Source organism: Nocardioides sp. CPCC 206347, from assembly GCF_048654605.1.
Taxonomy (GTDB): domain Bacteria; phylum Actinomycetota; class Actinomycetes; order Propionibacteriales; family Nocardioidaceae; genus Nocardioides.
The window spans coordinates 39,881-58,981 of record NZ_JBMCYZ010000004.1 but is presented as its reverse complement, the minus strand read 5'-3'; the positions used below and the strand labels follow the sequence as shown (position 1 = coordinate 58,981).

Genomic DNA, 19,101 nt, shown 5'->3' with positions numbered 1-19,101 from the left:
TCCTACGGCGCGAGCCCGAGCTCCCGGTCGCCGAGCGAACCGAAGAACCCGGCGATCTCGTCGTCGCTGACCAGGTCGAGGCGAGCCGGCTCCCACTGCGGGTTGCGGTCCTTGTCGACCACCTGGGCGCGCACGCCCTCCACGAAGTCGTGGTGACCGTGCAGGCCGAGCGCGAGCCGGTACTCCATGTCGAGCGCGGGCGGCAGCGTCGGCAGCTGCGCGGCTTCCCGCAGGGCGCGGAGGGTGAGCTTGACGGAGGTCGGTGACTTGGCCTCGATGGTGTCGGCCGTCGTGGTCGCCTCCTCCGTGCCGAGGGCCCGCAACCGTTCGAGGATGACGAGGACGTCGTCCCCGGCGTACGCCACGTCCAGCCAGGATCGGGCCGCGGCGAGGGGTGATTCCGGCGCAGGTGCCTCCGCAGCCGCGAGCGCGACCGAGGCCTCGCGGACGGCCAGGTCCGCGAGCAGGGCGGGGATCCGCTCGGTTGGAACGAAGTGGTCGGCGAACCCGATCGCGATCGCGTCACCGGCGCCAACGGAGCCGGCGGTGAGGCCGAGGTGGGTGCCGGTCTCGCCGGGCGCCCGCGAGAGCAGGAAGGTGCCGCCGACGTCGGGCAGGAAGCCGATGCCGGTCTCGGGCATGCCGATCGCCGAGCGTTCGGTCACGACGCGGTCGCCCGCGTGGGCGGAGAGGCCGATCCCGCCGCCGAGGACGATGCCGTCCATGATCGCGACGTACGGCTTCGGGTACGCCGCGATCATCGCGTTCAGGCGGTACTCGTCGGCCCAGAAGGCCGCGGCCTCCGTACCGCCGACCTTCGCGTCCTGCCAGAGGGCGACGATGTCGCCGCCGGCGCAGAGGCCGCGTTCGCCGGCGCCCGTGAGTACGACGGTCCGCACGGTGTCGTCCGTGGCCCACTCCTCGAGCGCGGCGGTGATGATGCCGACCATCTCGTGGGTGAGGGCGTTGATCGCGCGGGGCCGGTTGAGCACGACGTGGGCCGCGTGGCCGTCACGGTGCAGAAGAACCGGGGACTCGTGGTCAGCTCGGCCAGGTCCGCCAGGGTTCGCCATGCGCGTCATTGTGCCGGGGGCGTCGGGACGGATAGCGTCCGGCCCCGGCGATGGTTTTCAGAGGGTGAACCAGGTGACTTCCAGGCCGCTGCTGCACTGGTGGCAACTGGCCACGGTCCCGCCCTGATGTCGGATGTGGGCCAACAGCTGCGGCAGGTCCGCCTTGGTCGTTGTCGAGGTGTGCCAGGTCATGGCGGTCCTCCTTCCTGGAGTGAGCAATCGACGATGAGTGCTTCTCCATCGTGCGCTCACCCCGGCGGGCAGCACGAACCCCGTTGGGCGGGACTTGTCTAGTCCGTTCGGGTGGTGGCTTCCGCTCGACCGGGCCAGGCGCCGACTAGGTCCGGGCGCCCGCGAGCCGTGCGAGCAACCGCTGCTGCTCCTGCTCGCTCAGCGGTACGGCCAGCTCCCGCAGCCACCCTGCGAGCTCGCCCTCGCCGAGGTCGTGGTGCTCGGTGGGGTCGCCCGGTCGGCGTACGGTCACGGTCGCATCCGTCAGTGCGACGTGGCGACCGGCCTGGTGCAGGGTGACCATCAGGCCGGAACGGAAATGCGACGTGGGGAACGTGCTCGTGTAGTGGTGCCCGATCACCACGTCGACGGGCAGCACGGGCAGCTCGTCGACGGTGTGGGTCAGCTCCCAGCCGGACTCCCGCAACCGGTGGAGTCCCCAGCTGCCGTCGTCGTTGCGGGTGACCCGGTACGGCCAGCCGTGCTGGTCGCTCTCGGCGCCGTCGGCCAGCGTCACCGGGCGGACCAGGCTCATCCCGAAGCCCGGGTCGCAGAGCAGGCGCTCGCCGTCCAGCCCCACTTCGATCGTCATGTGGGTGCGCCCCTGGACGCTGCCACTGGCGGGATCACCGACGCGACCGAGGTGCCGGCGCACGTCGTACCCGAGCTGTTCGAGGGCAGCGGCGAACACCGTCGCGTGCTCGAAGCAGTAGCCGCCGCGGCCGCGGCCGACGAACTTCTCGTTCAACGCCTCCAGCGCGACGCCGGGGTGCTGGTCGAGCAGGATGTCGATGTTGTCGAAGCTGAAGGTGCGCACGTGCGCACCGTGCAGCTCATCGAGTGCTTCGCGTCCCGGCTCGCGCCGGGCCAGCCCGAGGCGGGCGAGGTAGCCGTCGAGGTCGAGTTGATCGGGTTGCCAGTCCGGGCTCATGGGCCGAGCGTAGGTCAGGCCTGTTCGTCGATCGCGCGGATTCCGGCGCGGTGCCGCTTCGCCAGGTCGCTGTAGTACGGCGCGTTCGTCTCGATCCAGAAGGCCGCGCCGGTGCCCTCGATCGGCTTCTTCACCTGGGCCGGGCTGCCGGCGGCCAGGACGCCCGCGGGGATCTCGGTCCCGGGGGTGACCAGCGACCCGGCGGCCACCAGGGAGCCGTCGCCGACGCTGGCGCCGTCCAGCACGGTGCTGTCGTTGCCGAGCAGGGCGCGGGTGCCGAGCCGGTCACCGTGGAAGACGCAGGAGTGCGCCACGGTCGAGTTCTCGCCGAGCTCGACCACGACGCCGGGTGCGCCGTGTACGACGGAGTTGTCCTGCACGTTGGCGCCCTCGCGGACGATGATCGTGCAGATGTCGGCGCGCAGCACGGCGCCGTACCAGACGCTCGCACCCTTCTCGATCGTCACGTCGCCGATCAGGGTGGCGGTCGGGGCGACGAACGCCTCCGGGTGGACCGTGGGGGACTTGCCCTCGAACTCGTATGCGAACACGGGCCGAACGCTAGCGCGCGGAGGTGAGCCAATCGTCGGTCGCTGCCTGCAGCTGCGCGCGCAGGTCGAGGTCGCCGGCCAGCGGCGCCGGGTCGGCGGGGCGGGACTTGTGGAAGTACCCGGACGTGATGGCCGGGTCGGTGGCCAGCCGGACGAGGTGCTCGGCGGACTCGGCGGGTCGCATCAGGGTGCGGCGTTCGAGGGGACGGGCGAGGTTGCGCAGGCGCCGCAGCACGGGCCGCGTCTCGAGGCCGCGGTCGGCGATGTTGGTCGACACCGCGCCCGGGTGGACCGCGATCGCGCGCAGGCCCCGGCTGCCGTGCTCGTCGGCCAGCGCCGCCGCGTCGTGGACCAGCGCCAGCTTCGAGCTCCCGTAGGCGACCCACGAGTCGTAGTCCCACTCTTCGCCGACCAGGGCGGCCGCCACCCCGCGTTCGTGCAGCTTCGACACGACATGGAGTACGACGGCCGTGCCGCGCGCATCGGTCGCGGCCAGGAGCCGGGGGAGCAAGGCGCGGGTGAGATCGACGGTGCCGAGGTAGTTGGTCCGCCAGTGGATCTCGTGGTCGTCGAGCAGCTGCGGCTCGTTCCAGCGCGACCCGAGGTCGAGGTGGATGCCCGCGCAGTTGACCAGCAGGTCGAGGTCGGCGGCCTGGTCGTCGTACCACCGGGCGAAGGTGGCGACCGACCCGCGGTCGGCGAGATCGAGCGCGTGCCAACGGTGATCGGCCACGGGCTGGGTGCGGGTCGTGACCGTGACGTCGAAACCGGAAGCAGCCAGCCGGTCGGCGACGGCCGCTCCGATCGAGCCGGGTCCGGCGCCGGTCACCACAGCCCGTCGGGCGGCGGCGGGCGATGTTCGGGGGGACGTCACGCCGCGATGCTAGTGCTCGTGCCCGTTCGGGCACGGTTGGCCGTGTGCCGGTGCGCGAGCCGACCGTCCCGACCTATCGTGGCCGCATGGCCGAGCGGGTGCGCCGTCGAAAGCCTCCTGCCCGCGTGCCCGATCAGGACGAGGGCCTCGGGCAGCGCCAGCCCGCGCCGTTGAACCCCATGGCGCAGCTGCAGCGCCAGGTCGGCAACCGCGTGGTGGCCCAGTTCGTCCAGGCCGTGACCGTGCAGCGTGCCCGGGAGGGCGACGGGCCGAGCACCGAGGTCGGCATCATCCAGCAGCAGCTCAACGGCGTCGGGGCTTCTCCCCGACTGGCGATCACCGGGCGCTTCGACCCCCAGACCACCACCGCGGCCAAGGCGTTCCAGAAGCGGCTGATCGCCGAGGGGGTCAAGGGCGTCACCGAGGACGGCGTGGTCGAGGGCGTCACCCACGCCCAGCTCAAGGCCCGCGCCCCGTCGGTCAACGTCAGCGCCAACGACACGGTCGTGATCGGGCCGGGCCAGAGCCAGGCCGACCTCGACAACCCGGCCGGCGGGACGCACGCCCAGCTGCAGCTCAAGTCGAAGGGCGTCGCCGTCAAGGAGCTGCAGGAGCGGCTCAACAACAGCGGCAAGGCCGGCAAGGCGCTCACGGTCGACGGCAAGTTCGGGCCGCGCACGGACGCCGGGCTCAAGCTGTTCCAGTCGTCGGTGCCCCTGCCCGCCACCGGGATCGCCGACCCGACCACCTGGGCCAAGCTCGAGACCGCCGGCGCCGCGACCCAGGGGCATGTCGAGTTCGACTGGCATGAGGAGGTGGAGGGGGTCAAGAACGTCGGCACCACGGCGTCGTACGACTGGAAGCTGACGAAGACCGCGCTCAACATCTCGCTCGGCATCGCGTTCCACAAGAAGCAGTCGGGCGTCGACGGCCGGATCAGCCAGTGGTTGAGCGACATCAAGGAGATCTGGAGCACCTTCGCTGCCGTCAACCAGGACGACCCGAAGAAGAAGAAGATGAACATCAACTTCGAGGCCAAGCGGGGTGCCGGCCACGACGTCGACGTCTACCGCTTCGACCCGAAGGCCAAGACCCGTGCCGAGCGGCTGGAGAGCCGTTCCGACTCGGGCACCTGGTACACGATCGACGATCGCCGGTCGATGGCCCCGCACGAGTTCGGGCACCTGATCGGCCTCGCCGACGAGTACAACCGCACCGAGGAGCACTACCGGCAGGTGACCGGTGAGGAGCCCGGGGTCGGTACTCCCGCCGGGCTCGAGGCGGATGCCACCAAGATGGCCGCCGACATCAAGGCCAAGCTGCCTCTCGACGACACGCTCACCGCGCCGATCGAGGCCCGGAACGACAAGCGGTGGGGCGCCCGGCTGGCTGCCGTGGTGGCGTCCCTCAACGGGCAGCAGGGTGGCTTCTCCCGGTTCGTCGCGCAGAAGTACGCCCAGGCCAACGGTGGCGCATCGGTGTACGCCGACATCCAGGCTGCCTTCCTCGCGAAGGGCGTCCCGGGATTCCAGGGCAACCTGTCGGCGTCGGTCACGCCGTTCCTCTACTCCAACAACAGCTTGATGGGCAGCATGACCACCACCCCCGCACGAGGTGGCGGCGGCAAGGGCGCTCCGGCACACGAGCACCCGATCGAGCCGCGCCACGTCCAGCCCTTCATCAACATCCTCGCCCGGGAATGGACCCTGCAGTCCGGCAAGGCCGACAAGTGGAAGGCAGAGCGACGGTGATCCTGTTCACCCGTACGGCGCCCGGGCGACCGCCCCGTTCCGCCGGGCTGAAGGTCGATGAGCAGGGAGCCGTGGTCGGCTGGCAGAGCTCGGGCCAGCGGGTCGGGCGCTTCGGGCGGACCCTCGACGACGGTGAGCGCGATGCCCTCGTCGCGGCGCTGGCCGCGGCCGCAGGGGCACCGCCGGGCGCTGCGCCCGAGGGGGCGTCGGGTGGCGGCGCCACCGAGCAGGTCAACGCCGAAGGATTCGGGCTGAGCCTCGGCGCCGGCGTCGAGCCGCCCGAGCCGGCGGCCACGCTGGTCAGGCTGCTCCGCGACCTCCACACCGATCTCCTCGACCACCCGGTGGCGGCGCTCGAGCTCGACGTCTCCACCGGCAGCCCCGCGACGGCGTCCCTGCGCCACGTCGGCGACCAGGCCATCGTCGTACGACTGGTCGACGTGAGCGTCCGCACCTCGAACTTCGACGCCGACAGCGCGATCGCCGATCAGTCGACGGTCGGCCTCGGCGTCTCGATCGAGGGGCCGGTCGAGCCGGGCTGGACGCAATCGATCGACGGCCTGGAGATCGGTGAGCCGATCGCTGGTGGGTTCCGCACGGTCAAGGTCGACGGCGCCTCGGTCGACTTCGAGGGTGACGGCGCTGCGCGTCCGGCGGAACTGGCGTGGATGGACGGCGACGATGAGTGAGCAGCGCGCCGCCCGCCGCCCCGGGAAGACGATCGCGTCGGTGCTCGGCGCCAGTACCGACCCCGCCACGGACGACGACCTCCGGGCACCCGCCGACCGCCTCTCGCGCGCCCCCCTGTGGCAGCGGCAGCGCGAGTTCTACGACCAGGGCGCGGAGGGGCTGTGGGGCTCGGGCATGGTCCCGCACCACATCACCGGCAACCCGACGATCGCCCACACCTACGCGCGGCTCGCGCTGGAGTTCCTGCGCTCGGTGCCGCGTTCCGAGGGAGACGACGATCCGGCGAAGCGGCCCCACATCGTCGAGATCGGTGGTGGGTCGGGACGCTTCGGCTACCTGTTCGTGCGCCACCTCCGCGCGCTGGCCCCCGACCGCCCGTTCACCTACGTGCTGACCGACTTCGCGGCGCAGCGCGTTGCAGCGTGGGCCGCGCACCCGTCGTACCGGCCCCTGGTCGAGGAGGGACTCCTCGACTTCGCCGTCCTCGACGCCGACGACCTGCACCCCACGGAGATGGTCGTCTCCGGCCGGTCCCTCGGGCCGGGCAGCCTGCAGGGCCCGGTCATCGGGATCGCCAACTACGTCTTCGACACGCTGCGCGCGGATGCCTACGTCGTCCGCGGAGGCGAGCTGTACGAGGCCACCGCCGAGGTGCCTGCCGATCTCCGGTCCGCCGACATCGTGTGGGACGTGGTTCCTTGCGGCGAGCTTCCCGAGGACGTCGCCCCGATCCTGGAGACCTACCGCGACACCCTCGACGACACCGCCGTCCTGGTGCCGACCGGCGCGCTGGCCTGTCTCGACCTGTTCGAGGGCCTCACGGACGCACCCACCTGTGCGCTCGTCGCTGACAAGGGCCACGTGAGCCCGCTCGACCTGTGTTCGCAGGTCGAGCCGTCCGTCGTCCCGCACGGCTCCGGCTTCTCGCTGATGGTCAACTTCGACCTGATCGCCCGGCACACCCGGCGGCTCGGAGGCGTGGCCGTGCTGCCGCGCGACCCCGCCCGCAGCCTGGTCGTCGCCGCGTTCGTGCGCGGAGAAGTCGCTGATCCCGCCGGCCTCACCGCTGCGATGCAGGACCACCTGGTCGACACCGGCCCCGACAACTTCTTCCTGGTCCGTCCGCTGCTGGGCGGGAGCGAGTCCGTCGAGTCGATGCTGGCGTGCCTGCGGCTGACCCACTTCGACCCCGTCCTCCTGGTCGAGCTGCTGCCCCGGTTGCTGGAGACGCTGCCGGGGGTGCCCGACCAGGGCCGTGACGAGGTCGAGCGGGTCCTGCTGCGGGTGTGGGACAACTGGTTCCCCACCGGGGAGCCGACCGACCTGGCCCTGTGCCTGGGGCTGGCGTTCTCGGCGATGGATCGCTTCGCCCGTGCGGCCGACTTCCTGGAGCTGTCGGTCAAGGAGCACCCGGACAGCGCTCCCGCCGCCTTCGCCATGGGCGTGGCTCGTCGGGGCCTGCGCGACCTCGAGGTGGCGCGACGGTGGGCCGACCGGGCCCTCGAGATCGAGCCCGGCTTCTCCCAGGCTCGGGCCCTGCGGGCCGTCCTGGTCGACGAGATGGAGCCCGCCTGATGTTCGAGCAGACCCTGCGGTTCCTGATCGAGGACGGTTGGCCGGTCGAGCCCGGGACGTACGACGCGCTGCCCTGCATCGACACCCACTTCGTCGGCACCGACGGCGAGTGGGACTGCCGGGCCCGGCCCTATGACCCGTTCGGCCAGCTGGCCTTCGAGTCGGTGCTGCCGTTCACCGTGCCCGCCGACCGCCGTGGTGCCATGACGGAGATCGTCGTACGCACCAACTGGCAGCTGCTGACCGGCGCGTTCCAGGTGGACCTGGAGAGCGGCGTCGTCCTGTTCCGCACGATGCTCTTCCTCTCGCACGGGGCGGAGCCGACACAGGCGCTGTTGCGGGGCCTGGTCTACGGCAACGTGCTCACGGTCGACCGCTGCCTGACCGAGCTCGCGGAGGTGTCCTCCGGCGCCGAGCCGGCCGACGCGTTCGGGCGGCTTGCGCTCTGACGCACGGTCCGGCCGGGACAGCGGTCAGAGGGTGAACCAGGTGATCTCGAGGCCGGCCGTGCACCGGTGGCAGCTCGCCACGGTTCCGCCCTGGTGCCGGATCTGGGCGAGCAGCGCGTGCAGCTCGGACTTCGTCGTCGTTGAGGTGTGCCAGGTCATGACAGGCCTCCTTTCCGCGTGGAGGGTGCTCCGTGATGAGCACACTTCGATGGTGCGCCTCTCGACACCGCCGCACACCCGTAATCCCACTCAGTTGGATACGTATTTCCACCACGTACGTAGAACGCCGTGGAGGGTCACCGCGGGATCAGGGGGCGGGGAGATCGAGCGGCCAGTGGGCGTCCGGGCCACCGCCCGGCAGGGGCGCGCAGTCGCCGGTACTGACCGGGCACGCAACGAGGATGAGCGACTCGCCGTAGGCCACGATCGCGACCGCGGTGTCGTCATCGAGCCACCGGGTGAGGGCCCAGAACGTGCTGTCGTCCCAAGGAGTCGACGGATCGGCGGTCAACGGGCCGCTGAGGTCGTCCTCGGTGAGGACCGCCCGAACCTCCCGGCCGTTCCCGGCCACCAGGTGCGGGCCGCCCGGCGACTGGTTGTCGATGGTCCAGGTGCCCGCAGGGTTGGGCACCGTCCGGACGTCGGGTCGGGCCGGTCGTACGTCGTCGGCGCTCCGGTTCGACGCCGTGCTCTCGCCCGAGCCGAGATCGAACTCGAGGACGCCGTCGAGGGTCTTCACCCACGCGGAGTCGTCGTCGATCGCCAGCACCGCCGGTTCGACCTCGTCGTACGCGGCCTCGAGGTCCTCGGAGTCGGTCAGCCCGTCGTTGGACGAGACGACCTCCGTGCCGGTCGTCAGGTCGACGACGACGGTGGCCGCGGGGACGTCGGCGCGATCGACGAATCCGAGATGCCGACCATCGGGCGACACGGTGATCGACTCCGGCTCGGGACGGGCGCCGGTCTTCACCACGTCTCCGCCGTCGGCGGGGGCGTAGCGAAGGTCGGTCCATCCGTGACCTCCTGGACCGACGCCGAGGTAGAAGATCCCGTCGCCGGCGACCACGAACGCACGGATCGGCTCACCGACGTCGACGGTGCTGCCATCGCCGAGATGGACGACGTTCGCGGCTGACCACACCAGCCCGTCCCGTGCGACCAGCGTCTCAGCGGCGGGCCAGTCGCCTGCCGGTCGTTCGGGTGTGTCCTCCTCGCAGGCGGCGAGCAGCCCGGTCACCAGGATCGAGAGCAGAAGGGTGGTCGCGCCGACGGGGACGCGCGAACCCTGCACGGGACGCGTCATCAGCCGAGCCCCGGCAGCTTCTCGATCAAGTCCCGGCCGCGCTCCACGCCTTCGTCGACGGCTCCTTCGACCGCGTCCCTGCCGCGCTGGTAGTGCTCGTTGACCTTCTCGGTGGTGTTCGCGTAGCCGGCCTGGAGACGCTCGGCCAATCGCGTGGCGGCGATGGCGGCTCCGTTGTCGGTCTCCTCGTAGTCGCGCGCGGTCTCGATCAACCCGGCCCGCGTGGTTGCTGCGGACACCCGGCCCTCGTCGAGCCAGCGAGAGGTGGTGGAGAGGTGGTCGTTGACCGCGCGAGCGAACACTCCGGCATTCTCCACGTCGCCCAGCGAGGTCGCCGGGAGGTGCAGCCTTGCGATCTCCCGGTCGCACGTGTCGAGGGCAGTCTCGGCCTGGCCGAAGAGCCGGCCGGCCTCGTCGAGGGTGGGTGGTTCGAGCGCGATCTCGTCACCGCCGAGCTCGCCGTACGGCGTGACCGTCATGTTCAAGCCGGGCCACAGGGAACCGACGCCGCCATACGGATGGGCGCCCTTCACCTCGGTTGGTGAGGAGTACGACGACGAGCCGGACTCGTAGGTGGTGTGGACACCGTCCGGCAGGGCCACGATGCCCTCGGACATCGGAGGCAGTCGTTCCTCGCCGAGCGGGCTGCCCAGTTTTCCCGTCTCCTGCAGGTGGTTGAAGTCGTAGGAACGCAGCGTGCTGTCGAAGTGGCGCCCTTCGGAGATGGAGAAGTAGATCCGGTCGTCGCGGATGCTGATGCCCTGCGTCTCGCCGGGGATGCTCCAGGGGCCACCGGACCTCTCCCACCTGCCGCTGCTCTCGTCCAGTGCGTAGCTGTAGAGCTCGCCCGGGCGGTAGTGATTGGCCTCCCACCGGCCGACGTACATCACCCCGTCGTGGATCGTGCTGAACGACGACGCCTCGACGTCGACGACGCCATCGGGGTGGGCCGCTGTGCCCTGTACCGGAACGGTGCCTCCCGGCGTCGTCGCGGTGATGTCGGCCAGGGAGTAGCGGAACATCTGGCCGCCGCCACTGACCCACACCGAGTCCCCGTCCACCTGGACTCCGCCGGCATGTCCGGGGGCGTCACTGCCGGCCGGACCGAGGTCCACGGTGTTGATCACCGTCCCGGTGTCGGGATCGATGATCGTCAGCACCGATCGGCCGTCGGCGTAGCTGGTCTGGACGAGGTTTCCGGTCGCTGGGTCGTAGCCGAGGCCCTGCGGGGTCAGGCCGGTGTCGTCGCCCGTCAGTGCGGTCCCCGGGATCAGCGGCCCGAGATCGTTGCCCGTCCCCAGGTCGAACCGCATCGCCCGTACGAGACCGGTGATGAACCACTCCTCGTCCGGGGCCTTGGCGGAGAGGAACTGCAGCGCCTGGTCGAGTTCATTGTCGTGGCGGCTGACCAGGTAGATGAAGGCCTGGGTCCAGGCTGCCTGCATCTGGGGGAAAGTTCGGGTGGGTGACGGGCGGCTGGCGGAGCGTCCGCCACTGTGCCCACAGGTCCTCGGCATCAAGGCGGATCTCGCGGTAGTTGTCTGCGGCCATCCGCAGGCACAGTTCGGTGCGGTTGAGTCGCATCGAGGAGACCTGGGCGACGGCCCGCGTTGCCCAGGCTCGCATGTTGTAGAGCGTCCGCGCATCGGGGCTGTCCCAGACGGGTCGTCCCTCGGCCAGGTGGATGTCTTCCACTGCACCGTGGACGTGGGTCATCGCCGTGCTGACGTTCGTCTCCAGGGCAGTCACCGTGGCGGGGGATCCCGCCATCAGCTTGTCGTAGAAGACCTTGGGTCCGGCCATGGCGGTCCTTGTCCGGGTAGGGAGTCGTCAGTGTGCGGCGGGCCGTGGATGGTTACCCGGAGGGTGGGTCGTTGAAACGCTGAGGAGGGGCGACGGGCCCGGGTGAACGAGGCCTCAGCGTCCGGGTGAGCTGATGGGCCGCGCGCAGGAGGAGCTCGCCGAGCTCGCCACGCCGGTCCGTGCCGAACCGCTGCTCGATCCCGGTCAGGCTCAGCGCCCAGCGGGGCTGCTCCTCGGCGTCGAAGACGGCTGCGCCCATGCCCCAGCTGCCTTCCACGATCAGGCCCGGGTTGATCGCGTACCCCTGCGTGCGGGTCGTGGCCACCCGCTCGCGCACCGCGTCGCGGCCGTGCTGTTCGCCGTACGACGTCGTGAGGTCGGCGCGCGCGAGGTACTCCTCGATCTCGTTGTCGCCGAGGTAGGCGAGGATCGCCAGCCCGGCGGTGCCCACACCGAGCGGGAACCGGATGCCTTCGTGGAGGACGTGCGAGCGGATCGGGAAGCTGCCGTCCTCGCGCAGCAGGCACACGGTCTCGTTGCCGCGCCGGGCCGAGAAGAACGCGCTCTCGCCGGTGGCCAGGGCCAGTTGTCGTACGACGGGCTGGGCCAGTGCGGTGACGTCGTACCGCGGCGCGGCGGTGGTGCCCAGCAGGTAGAGCTCGGGGCCGAGCAGCCAGCGGCCGGCAGGGTCGCGATCGACGAGCCCCTCGCTGAGCAGGGAGGCGAGCAGCCGGTGCACCGTGGGTCGGGCCAGGCCGGTGCGGCGGGCGACCGCCGAGGTGGTCGCGCCGGCCGGCTCCGCGACGGACACCGCGCGCAGCACCGCTCCGGTGCGTCCGACCACATCCGACGGGGTGTCCACTCAATGAACGCTAGCCCATCTCTGGTCTCACTGAGCGGGTGATTCCCGTCGGTCCACCGGTCAGCCGTTGACGGGGAACGGCCAGCACTCTTGGATCGGAGCATGGACAAGGTGGTGGCAACCGCGGCCGAGGCGATCGCGGACATCCCCGACGGCGCCACGCTGGCGGTCGGTGGATTCGGGCTCTGCGGGATCCCTTCGGTGCTGATTCGCGCCCTGCTCGAGGCCGGCACGGCCGACCTCGAAGTGGTCTCCAACAACTGCGGCGTCGACGACTGGGGCCTGGGCCTGCTGCTGGAGAAGCGGCGGATCCGGCGGATGGTGTCGTCGTACGTCGGCGAGAACAAGGAGTTCGCACGGCAGTACCTCTCCGGGGAGCTCGAGGTCGAGCTGACCCCGCAGGGCACGCTGGCCGAGCGGATGCGCGCGGGCGGCTCCGGCATCCCGGCGTTCTTCACCCCGACCGGCGTCGGCACCCAGGTCGCTGACGGCGGCCTGCCCTGGCGGTACGACGACGCGGGCAATGTCGTCGTCTCCTCGCCGGCCAAGCAGACGCAGGTCTTCGAGACGGCCGACGGTCCGCGCGAGTACCTCCTCGAGCACGCGATCATCGCCGACTTCGGACTGGTCCGTGCGTGGAAGGGCGATCGCCACGGCAACCTCGTCTTCCGCGACTCGGCGCGCAACTTCAACCCGCTCGCCGCGATGTGCGGCCGGATCACCGTCGCGGAGGTCGAGGAGCTCGTCGAGCCGGGCGAGCTCGATCCCAACCACGTCCACACACCGGGCGTCTTCGTGCACCGGGTGGTCGAGCTGACCGCCGACGAGGCAGCCGACAAGCGGATCGAGAAGAGGACCGTTCGATGAGCTGGACGCGCGAGGAGATGGCCGCCCGGGCGGCCTCGGAGCTGACCGACGGGTCCTACGTGAACCTCGGCATCGGCCTGCCGACGCTGGTCCCCAACTATGTCGCCGACGACGTCGAGCTGGTCCTGCAGAGCGAGAACGGCATCCTCGGTGTCGGGGCGTACCCGCTCGCAGGCGAAGAGGACGCGGACCTGATCAACGCAGGCAAGGAGACGGTCACGGTCCGCCGCGGTGCGTCGTTCTTCGACTCCGCCGCCAGCTTCGGCATGATCCGCGGCGGCAAGGTCGACGCCGCCATCCTCGGCGCCATGCAGGTCTCGGCCGCGGGCGACATCGCCAACTGGATGATCCCCGGCAAGATGGTCAAGGGCATGGGCGGCGCGATGGACCTGGTCCACGGCGCCAAGCGCGTGATCGTGCTGATGGAGCACGTCGCCCGCGACGGCTCCTACAAGATCGTCGACGAGTGCTCGCTGCCGTACACCGGTCGCGGCGTCGTCGAGCGGATCATCACGGACCTCTGTGTCCTCGACGTGACCCCCGAGGGGCTGAAGCTCGTCGAGCTCGCCCCCGGCGTCACCGAGGAAGAGGTCCGCGAGAAGACGGAGCCTTCGATCAGCGTCTGAGCACATCTGGTCCGAACGGGCCATGCCGGGTACGGCGAACCGGAGTTAGCGTGATCGGTGCGGGGAGGGAACGGCCTTCGAGGCCGTCACAGCTCACCTGGAGAACCGCATGAAACCCTTCACTGAAATTCGGGGGATCGGATCGACCGTCGCACTGGTGCGCCGTCGAGGTCGGGCGATCCTGGCACTGGCACTCGCCCTCCTCCTGGGCGGTGTGTTGTTCGGCGGCCCCGGCGCCCATGCCGCGGGCGCCCTCCTCAATGTGTTCGTCTCCAACGACGCGGCGCACCCGGTCCCGGTCGCAGGGTCGGTGGCCGTCAGCAACACCAGCGCGAAGCCGGTGCCCGTGACGGGCGATGTCGGTGTGAGCGGGAGCGTTTCCGTCGCTGACGATCGGGAGCCGTTCGAGATCAGGGTTGACCTCACCGATGCTGGCGCGACCACCGACAGCGGGAGCTTCCAGGTGCCCGCTGGAAAGCGGCTGGTGGTCGAGTTCATCTCGGCGAGAGTCAACGTGCCCTCGGGCCAGACTCCGCTGCTGAGCGCGAACGCCAGCACTGGTGCACTCGGATTCCCTGTCCCGGTTGAGCTCCAGGGCGTCGGGAACGGGAATGCGTTCTACGCCGGTGCGACACGGGTCCTGGACTTCGCCGCCCCCGGTTCGTACTACTCCATCACCTTGGAGCGTCAGCTTCCGGCCGGTGGTGCAGTGACCGGCGACGGGGGCGGATTCGTCTACGTCTCCGGCTACCTGATTCCCACCTCCTGATCCTGGTTCCTCCGGTCCGGCGTCGGTGCACTAACCGATCGGCGTCTCGAAGACCCTGGCGAGCCGCAGGCCGAGCCAGGGTCGACGGCCACCTCGGATGCCGACGCCACGCAGGGCGGCCCCCGGCGTGCTGAGCCGACCGTAGAGGTTCAGCAGGAACGGCACCGGCGGCCCGGCGAGCACCACGTCGGGCCGCCCCGGCACCAGGGAACTGGGCAGCATGGCGACATCGCCTCGTTCAATCGCCAGGGTCTGCGGTCGCCCGCCCCGGACCCGGAACTCGAAGGTCGCGCTCATGTCCTGCGCGGCCTCCGGGCTCACCGCGCCGGCGGCGACCTGGAAGTTGGCGTTCATGACCAGGAGCGCATCGCGCGGCGCGATCGGCCACCGCCGTCCTGTCGCACGCGCGACGTCGTGCCCGTGCACGAGCAGCTCGCCGATGGCGTTGCCCCAGCCGCCGAAGACGTCGATCGTCTGTCCGAAGTGGAACGGATAGGTCGTTGCCGGATCCAGCTCGAGGTCCTCGAGCAGCTTCTGTTCGGATGTCAGCTCGTCAACGACCTCTGCGTGGGTCAGGCCGGAGACGGCGTCGAGCTCCGCCTGGTTCTGCGCATCCAGGTCGGCCATGTTCTCGCTCAGGCCTGCGGGAGAGGTCAGGTCCCGGTGGTTGTAGCGCCGGAAGACGGTGAGGATGTGGGCCGCGACCTGACCAGCGTTCCAGGCGCCGTCCGCGACCGGGGTCGCGGACGGCGCCTCGGTGACGACGGTCAGGAACCGGCGGAAGGCGACCTGCTCGCGCTCCTTGAGCTCCTCGACCGAGGTGTCGATGAGGTTCATCGCGCCGGACACTCGATGCCCGTCGCGAGCAGGCCCTGCCTCGCGGGCGAGCCGAAGAACTCGTCCAGGGCCTTGCCGTAGGCACGGGACCACTCCTCCTCGGTCAGCTGCTCGACCTTGGTGTCCCACTCCTCGTCCAACGCCGCGATCGCCGCCCGATAGGCGTCGAACGCCTCGTCCGCCTTCCTGTCGGCGTCGGTCTGCACCTCGATCTGGTCGAGCTCGCCGTCGAACTCCTCGTAGACCGGGGCGAGTGCGGTTCGATTCGCCACGTACCGCGCTCGGTCGGGCACGGGAGCGGAGTCGCCGGTGATCGGTACGACGTCGTCGATCAGCTCCTCGCACAGCCGGTTCGCCGTTTCGACGTACGTCGGTCCGGTCGGCTCCGGGGCGTCATCGCCCTTCTCGTCGCCGCCGTCCCCGCATCCGGTGAGGACCAGCAGCAGCGCGGCTGCGGCCATCGGCTTCCTCGTCATCGTGCTCACCGGCCCTTCGCGTCGGCGTCACCAGGCAGCAGCACGGCCACCAGGAGCAGCCAGCCCGGCAGCAGCACGAACGGCGCGAATCCGCCGGGACCCAGGGGTGCGAGCACGCCGAGCACGATCGAGGCCCAGCTGAGCCAACGCGGCAGCGCACCTGAACCGAGCGCGCTCACGCCCACGCCGATGTAGATGCACGCCATCGCCGCCATCGCCGGCAGGAAGTTCGACGTGTCAGCAAGGTTGGCCGCAGAGACGACACTGGTGTCGCCGAGGTCGACCGCGTGGCGCAGGGCCAGCGTCGTGACCCCGAAGCTCGCGTAGGTGAAGGCCATCAGGCCGAACCCGACGAGTGCGGCGTCGGCTGCCCAGCGATGTCCCACCGCCGAGAGTCGCGAGCGGATCGACGTTCCCAGGAACACCAGCACGGCGCAGAGCGCCATCAGGACATAGGACTCGATCCGTACGGCTCCGAGGGTGGTCTCGTAGGAGGCGATGATCTTGGCCGGATCAGCATCCGGCTCACGGTCGGTCGAGGTCGCCATCATGGCGACGAATCCGGCCAGGAACACGACGGCCAGCCCGATGGAGATGCGCCGTTCCGCGACGGGTGCAACTCCGGGGCCGACCTCAGGGAGGGTGTGGAGACTGTTCATGGATCCAGACTGCGATCGGGGACCATCTCGGCGCATCCGAGGCTTCCCGGGTCCTCGGTGGTGGCGTCACGGGCCCGGATTCCGTGCCAGCACGGACCCCGGACGGCGCCGTACGGTGACAGCATTGGTCCTGTGGAGACGGCCGGGGCCCAGACCAAGCGCGTACGTGTCGCGCTCGCCGCTGTGCTCGGCACCCAGCTCGCCGTCGGAGTCGGGGCGCTGGTCTCCGACCACGCCATCGCTGACGAGGGCCACCCCGAGCTCGTGCAGACGACTGCCGTGGGCGTGGGGCTCATCCTCGGTGTGGTCGTCGCCTCCCTCGTCGGCGCAGCGATCGTCAGCGCACAGCCCCGCCATCCCGTCGGCTGGCTCTTCCTCGCCCTGTCGAGCGTCATCATGTTCTCCGCTTTCGCGGCGAGCTGGGTGGGCTGGGGCGCGATCGTCCACCCCGGCTCGCTGCCGGGCACGGGTGTGATCGCGGCAATCGACAACTCTGCATGGATCGCGTGGTTCGTCATCATCGCCCTCGTCCTCCTGCTGACGCCGACTGGCACCTACCTGAACCGGCGCTGGCGCGTGGTCGGGCGAGCCGTCATCGGCGCCGGCGGGGCCGCGTTCGCGCTCGCCCTGTTCCGGACCGAGCTCGACGCCCCGTACCAGTCGGTCGACAACCCGCTCGGCGCCCCGGGCCTCGGTTGGTTGACCAGCGGGGTGGCCTACGTCCTCGTCCTGCTGGTGGCCGTGGGGCTGGTGGCCTCGGGGTTCTCGCTGGTCCTGCGCTGGCGTCGGGCGGAGGGGGACGAACGGCAGCGCTTGATGTGGCTGGCGCTGGTGGTCGCGGTCCTCCCCGTGTGCGTGCTGGGTGCCTTCATCGCGGCGAGCGCCGAAGCGACTGAGCTGATGGTCCTGTCCACGGGTGGCTTCATCATCCTGATCCCGGTGGCAGCCGGCCTGTCGATCACCCGCTACCACCTGTACGACGTCGAGCGCGTCCTCTCCCGGACCACCAGCTACTCGTTGCTCACGGCGATCCTGGTCGGCACCTACGCCGGGATCATCTGGCTCGGCGCCCGGGGAACCGGACGCTGGTCGACCACGCCCGAGGTCGCTGCCACGATCGGAGCGCTGACCGTCGCCGTGCTCGCAGCCCCCCTGCGCCGTGGCCTGCAGGACGCGATCGACCGGCGGTTCAACCGGCGCCGCCACGATGCGGTCCGGCTGATCACAGGCGAGATCGGGTCCGCCGACCTCGACCTCGACGACCTCATGCGTCGCGCGTTCGCGGACCCCAGCGTGTCGATCAGCTACCCCGGGATCGACGCCGGGTCGTGGGTCCGTTCCACCGGTGAGGCGGCAGCCGAGCCCCGGAACGCGGTCGAGGTCGAGCGCGCCGGTCGGGTCATCGCGAGGGTCGGCTTCGAAGCGGGCGCGGTGGACCGGGCCGTCGTCGCCGCGGGCGCTGCCGCCGCGTCGACCGAGCTCGACAACGCCCGGCTGCGTGCCGAGCTCGCCGAGCGTCTCGTGGAGCTTGCGGGGTCGCAACGACGCCTCGCCGAGGCGCAGCGGGAGGAGCGACGCCGGATCGAGCGGGACCTCCATGACGGAGCGCAGCAGCAACTGATCGCACTCGCCTTCGAGCTGCAGTCCGCGCACCTCAGCGGTGACCCCGAACGCATGAGCAGTGCGTTGGCGGCAGGCGCCCACGAGGCACAGTCCGCGGTCCGGGACCTGCGGGCCCTGGCCAACGGCCTCCACCCCGCAGCGCTCGCCGATGGCGGGCTCCCGGCAGCGCTCGACGACCTTCGTGCGCACGCGACCGTTCCGGTGCGCCTGGACGTGGACGTCGCGCGACTGGATCCCTCGGTCGAGTTCACCGCCTGGCTCGCCCTGGGAGAGGCGTTGGTCAACGCCCAGAAGCACGCCCAGGCGACCGAGGTCCGGGTCTGCGTGCGCCACGTCAGCGACTCCCTGACCTTCGAGGTGCGCGACGACGGCCGCGGGGGCGCCAATCCGGACGGACCCGGCCTCCGCGGGCTGCGCGACCGGGTCGGGGCAGCCGGGGGAGTGCTGAGGATCGACTCCGTTCCTGCTCGCGGGACGGTCGTGTCGGGGGTGATCCCGTGCGGGTCGTGATCGCGGATGACTCCGGACTCCTTCGCGACGGACTCACCCGGCTCCTCGTGGAGACCGGGATCGAGGTCTGTGCAGCCGTTGCCGACGCCGACGCGCTGCACGCCGCGGTCGACGAACACCGCCCGGAGGTGGCGATCGTCGACATCAGGATGCCTCCGACCTTCACCCACGAGGGAGCACGAGCGGCGGTGGAGCTGCGACGACGGCATCCTGACCTGTCCATCCTGCTGCTCTCCCAGTCGCTGGAGAGCCGGTACGTCGTCGACCTTGCGCGAGCGCATCCCGAGCGGTTCGGGTACCTCCTCAAGGATCGCGTCGTCGATGTCGGCGTGCTCCGCGACGCGATCGGGACCCTTGTCGCGGGCGGCACCGTGCTCGACCCGGCCGTCGTCTCCCACCTCATGGGCGGGCAGAAGGTGTACGACCAGCTCGCCCAGCTCAGCGATCGCGAGCGCGCGGTGCTCGAGCTGATGGCACAGGGGAAGTCGAACGGGGCGATCGCTTCTGCGCTCGTGATCGACCTGCGTACCGTCGAGAGCCACATTGCGCGGATCATGACGAAGCTCGACCTCCATCCGTCGACCGAGGAGCACCGTCGGGTGCTGGCGGTCCTGGCGTGGCTGCGGAGCTGAGCACCGGAG

General features: G+C 70.6%; 22 protein-coding genes. 9 read left to right on the top strand and 13 right to left on the bottom strand.

Features of this window, described 5'->3' with window-relative positions:
* Positions 1–2: 2 nt before the first annotated feature.
* The 5 genes from ACOACQ_RS14575 to ACOACQ_RS14555 form a co-directional block, all read right to left on the bottom strand.
* On the bottom strand, positions 3–1,073 hold the full coding sequence (locus ACOACQ_RS14575) for an enoyl-CoA hydratase/isomerase family protein (protein ID WP_378606659.1): 1,071 nt from the start codon (positions 1,071–1,073) through the stop codon (positions 3–5).
* A gap of 57 nt (positions 1,074–1,130) precedes the next feature.
* Positions 1,131–1,265 (bottom strand): hypothetical protein, encoded by a 135-nt coding sequence (locus tag ACOACQ_RS14570; protein ID WP_378606662.1) that lies wholly within the window; start codon positions 1,263–1,265, stop codon positions 1,131–1,133.
* A gap of 145 nt (positions 1,266–1,410) precedes the next feature.
* The gene (locus tag ACOACQ_RS14565; RefSeq protein ID WP_378606665.1) at positions 1,411–2,235 is read right to left on the bottom strand and encodes an arylamine N-acetyltransferase family protein; all 825 of its coding nucleotides are present in this window, start codon (positions 2,233–2,235) and stop codon (positions 1,411–1,413) included.
* A 14-nt stretch (positions 2,236–2,249) separates the two neighbouring features.
* The gene (locus tag ACOACQ_RS14560; RefSeq protein ID WP_378606668.1) at positions 2,250–2,786 is read right to left on the bottom strand and encodes a gamma carbonic anhydrase family protein; all 537 of its coding nucleotides are present in this window, start codon (positions 2,784–2,786) and stop codon (positions 2,250–2,252) included.
* Positions 2,787–2,796: 10 nt separating this feature from the next.
* Complete coding sequence (locus ACOACQ_RS14555) at positions 2,797–3,660, bottom strand: SDR family NAD(P)-dependent oxidoreductase (protein ID WP_378606671.1); 864 nt, start codon at positions 3,658–3,660, stop codon at positions 2,797–2,799.
* A gap of 86 nt (positions 3,661–3,746) precedes the next feature.
* On the opposite strand from ACOACQ_RS14555, the gene ACOACQ_RS14550 reads away from it, so the two are divergent.
* The 4 genes from ACOACQ_RS14550 to ACOACQ_RS14535 are packed head-to-tail and all read left to right on the top strand — an operon-like array spanning position 3,747 to position 8,125.
* Positions 3,747–5,411, top strand: coding sequence for a peptidoglycan-binding domain-containing protein (locus ACOACQ_RS14550; RefSeq protein ID WP_378606674.1), 1,665 nt, complete (start codon positions 3,747–3,749; stop codon positions 5,409–5,411).
* Positions 5,408–6,100 (top strand): hypothetical protein, encoded by a 693-nt coding sequence (locus ACOACQ_RS14545; RefSeq protein WP_378606677.1) that lies wholly within the window; start codon positions 5,408–5,410, stop codon positions 6,098–6,100. The genes ACOACQ_RS14550 and ACOACQ_RS14545 overlap by 4 nt, the downstream gene beginning before the upstream one ends.
* Positions 6,093–7,676, top strand: a complete 1,584-nt coding sequence (locus tag ACOACQ_RS14540; RefSeq protein ID WP_378606680.1) for a tetratricopeptide repeat protein — start codon at positions 6,093–6,095, stop codon at positions 7,674–7,676. Before ACOACQ_RS14545 ends, ACOACQ_RS14540 begins: the two co-directional genes overlap by 8 nt.
* Entirely contained in the window at positions 7,676–8,125 is a 450-nt protein-coding gene (locus tag ACOACQ_RS14535; protein WP_378606683.1) for a YbjN domain-containing protein, read from the top strand. The genes ACOACQ_RS14540 and ACOACQ_RS14535 overlap by 1 nt, the downstream gene beginning before the upstream one ends.
* A gap of 24 nt (positions 8,126–8,149) precedes the next feature.
* Here ACOACQ_RS14535 and ACOACQ_RS14530 read toward each other — a convergent pair whose 3' ends face one another.
* The 5 genes from ACOACQ_RS14530 to ACOACQ_RS14510 all read right to left on the bottom strand — a co-directional run bounded on the left by ACOACQ_RS14530 (position 8,150) and on the right by ACOACQ_RS14510 (position 12,093).
* The gene (locus ACOACQ_RS14530; RefSeq protein WP_378606686.1) at positions 8,150–8,284 is read right to left on the bottom strand and encodes a hypothetical protein; all 135 of its coding nucleotides are present in this window, start codon (positions 8,282–8,284) and stop codon (positions 8,150–8,152) included.
* A gap of 148 nt (positions 8,285–8,432) precedes the next feature.
* Positions 8,433–9,428 carry a hypothetical protein gene (locus ACOACQ_RS14525; protein ID WP_378606689.1) on the bottom strand — a complete coding sequence of 332 codons (996 nt, stop codon included), beginning with the start codon at positions 9,426–9,428 and terminating at the stop codon, positions 8,433–8,435.
* Positions 9,428–10,873 (bottom strand): hypothetical protein, encoded by a 1,446-nt coding sequence (locus ACOACQ_RS14520; RefSeq protein ID WP_420288603.1) that lies wholly within the window; start codon positions 10,871–10,873, stop codon positions 9,428–9,430. The genes ACOACQ_RS14525 and ACOACQ_RS14520 overlap by 1 nt, the downstream gene beginning before the upstream one ends.
* The gene (locus tag ACOACQ_RS14515; protein WP_420288602.1) at positions 10,818–11,231 is read right to left on the bottom strand and encodes a hypothetical protein; all 414 of its coding nucleotides are present in this window, start codon (positions 11,229–11,231) and stop codon (positions 10,818–10,820) included. The genes ACOACQ_RS14520 and ACOACQ_RS14515 overlap by 56 nt, the downstream gene beginning before the upstream one ends.
* Positions 11,232–11,283: 52 nt before the next feature.
* A complete protein-coding gene (locus ACOACQ_RS14510; RefSeq protein WP_378606695.1) occupies positions 11,284–12,093 on the bottom strand; it encodes an IclR family transcriptional regulator in 810 nt (269 codons plus the stop codon).
* Positions 12,094–12,195: 102 nt separating this feature from the next.
* Between ACOACQ_RS14510 and ACOACQ_RS14505 the strand changes: the two genes are divergently transcribed.
* The 3 genes from ACOACQ_RS14505 (at position 12,196) to ACOACQ_RS14495 (ending at position 14,355) form a co-directional block, all read left to right on the top strand.
* A complete protein-coding gene (locus tag ACOACQ_RS14505) occupies positions 12,196–12,960 on the top strand; it encodes a CoA transferase subunit A (RefSeq protein ID WP_378606698.1) in 765 nt (254 codons plus the stop codon).
* Positions 12,957–13,586: a CoA transferase subunit B gene (locus ACOACQ_RS14500; RefSeq protein ID WP_420288601.1), complete on the top strand. Its 630-nt coding sequence runs from the start codon at positions 12,957–12,959 to the stop codon at positions 13,584–13,586. Before ACOACQ_RS14505 ends, ACOACQ_RS14500 begins: the two co-directional genes overlap by 4 nt.
* 109 nt (positions 13,587–13,695) lie before the next feature.
* A complete protein-coding gene (locus tag ACOACQ_RS14495; protein ID WP_420288600.1) occupies positions 13,696–14,355 on the top strand; it encodes a hypothetical protein in 660 nt (219 codons plus the stop codon).
* A 30-nt stretch (positions 14,356–14,385) separates the two neighbouring features.
* Here ACOACQ_RS14495 and ACOACQ_RS14490 read toward each other — a convergent pair whose 3' ends face one another.
* The 3 genes from ACOACQ_RS14490 to ACOACQ_RS14480 are packed head-to-tail and all read right to left on the bottom strand — an operon-like array spanning position 14,386 to position 16,327.
* Positions 14,386–15,192, bottom strand: a complete 807-nt coding sequence (locus ACOACQ_RS14490) for a hypothetical protein (protein WP_420288599.1) — start codon at positions 15,190–15,192, stop codon at positions 14,386–14,388.
* On the bottom strand, positions 15,189–15,677 hold the full coding sequence (locus ACOACQ_RS14485; RefSeq protein WP_420288598.1) for a hypothetical protein: 489 nt from the start codon (positions 15,675–15,677) through the stop codon (positions 15,189–15,191). Before ACOACQ_RS14485 ends, ACOACQ_RS14490 begins: the two co-directional genes overlap by 4 nt.
* Entirely contained in the window at positions 15,674–16,327 is a 654-nt protein-coding gene (locus ACOACQ_RS14480) for a hypothetical protein (RefSeq protein WP_378606716.1), read from the bottom strand. The genes ACOACQ_RS14485 and ACOACQ_RS14480 overlap by 4 nt, the downstream gene beginning before the upstream one ends.
* A 132-nt stretch (positions 16,328–16,459) precedes the next feature.
* On the opposite strand from ACOACQ_RS14480, the gene ACOACQ_RS14475 reads away from it, so the two are divergent.
* The gene (locus tag ACOACQ_RS14475) at positions 16,460–18,460 is read left to right on the top strand and encodes a sensor histidine kinase (protein WP_420288597.1); all 2,001 of its coding nucleotides are present in this window, start codon (positions 16,460–16,462) and stop codon (positions 18,458–18,460) included.
* Positions 18,448–19,092 (top strand): response regulator transcription factor, encoded by a 645-nt coding sequence (locus tag ACOACQ_RS14470; protein ID WP_420288596.1) that lies wholly within the window; start codon positions 18,448–18,450, stop codon positions 19,090–19,092. The genes ACOACQ_RS14475 and ACOACQ_RS14470 overlap by 13 nt, the downstream gene beginning before the upstream one ends.
* Positions 19,093–19,101 lie beyond the last annotated feature (9 nt).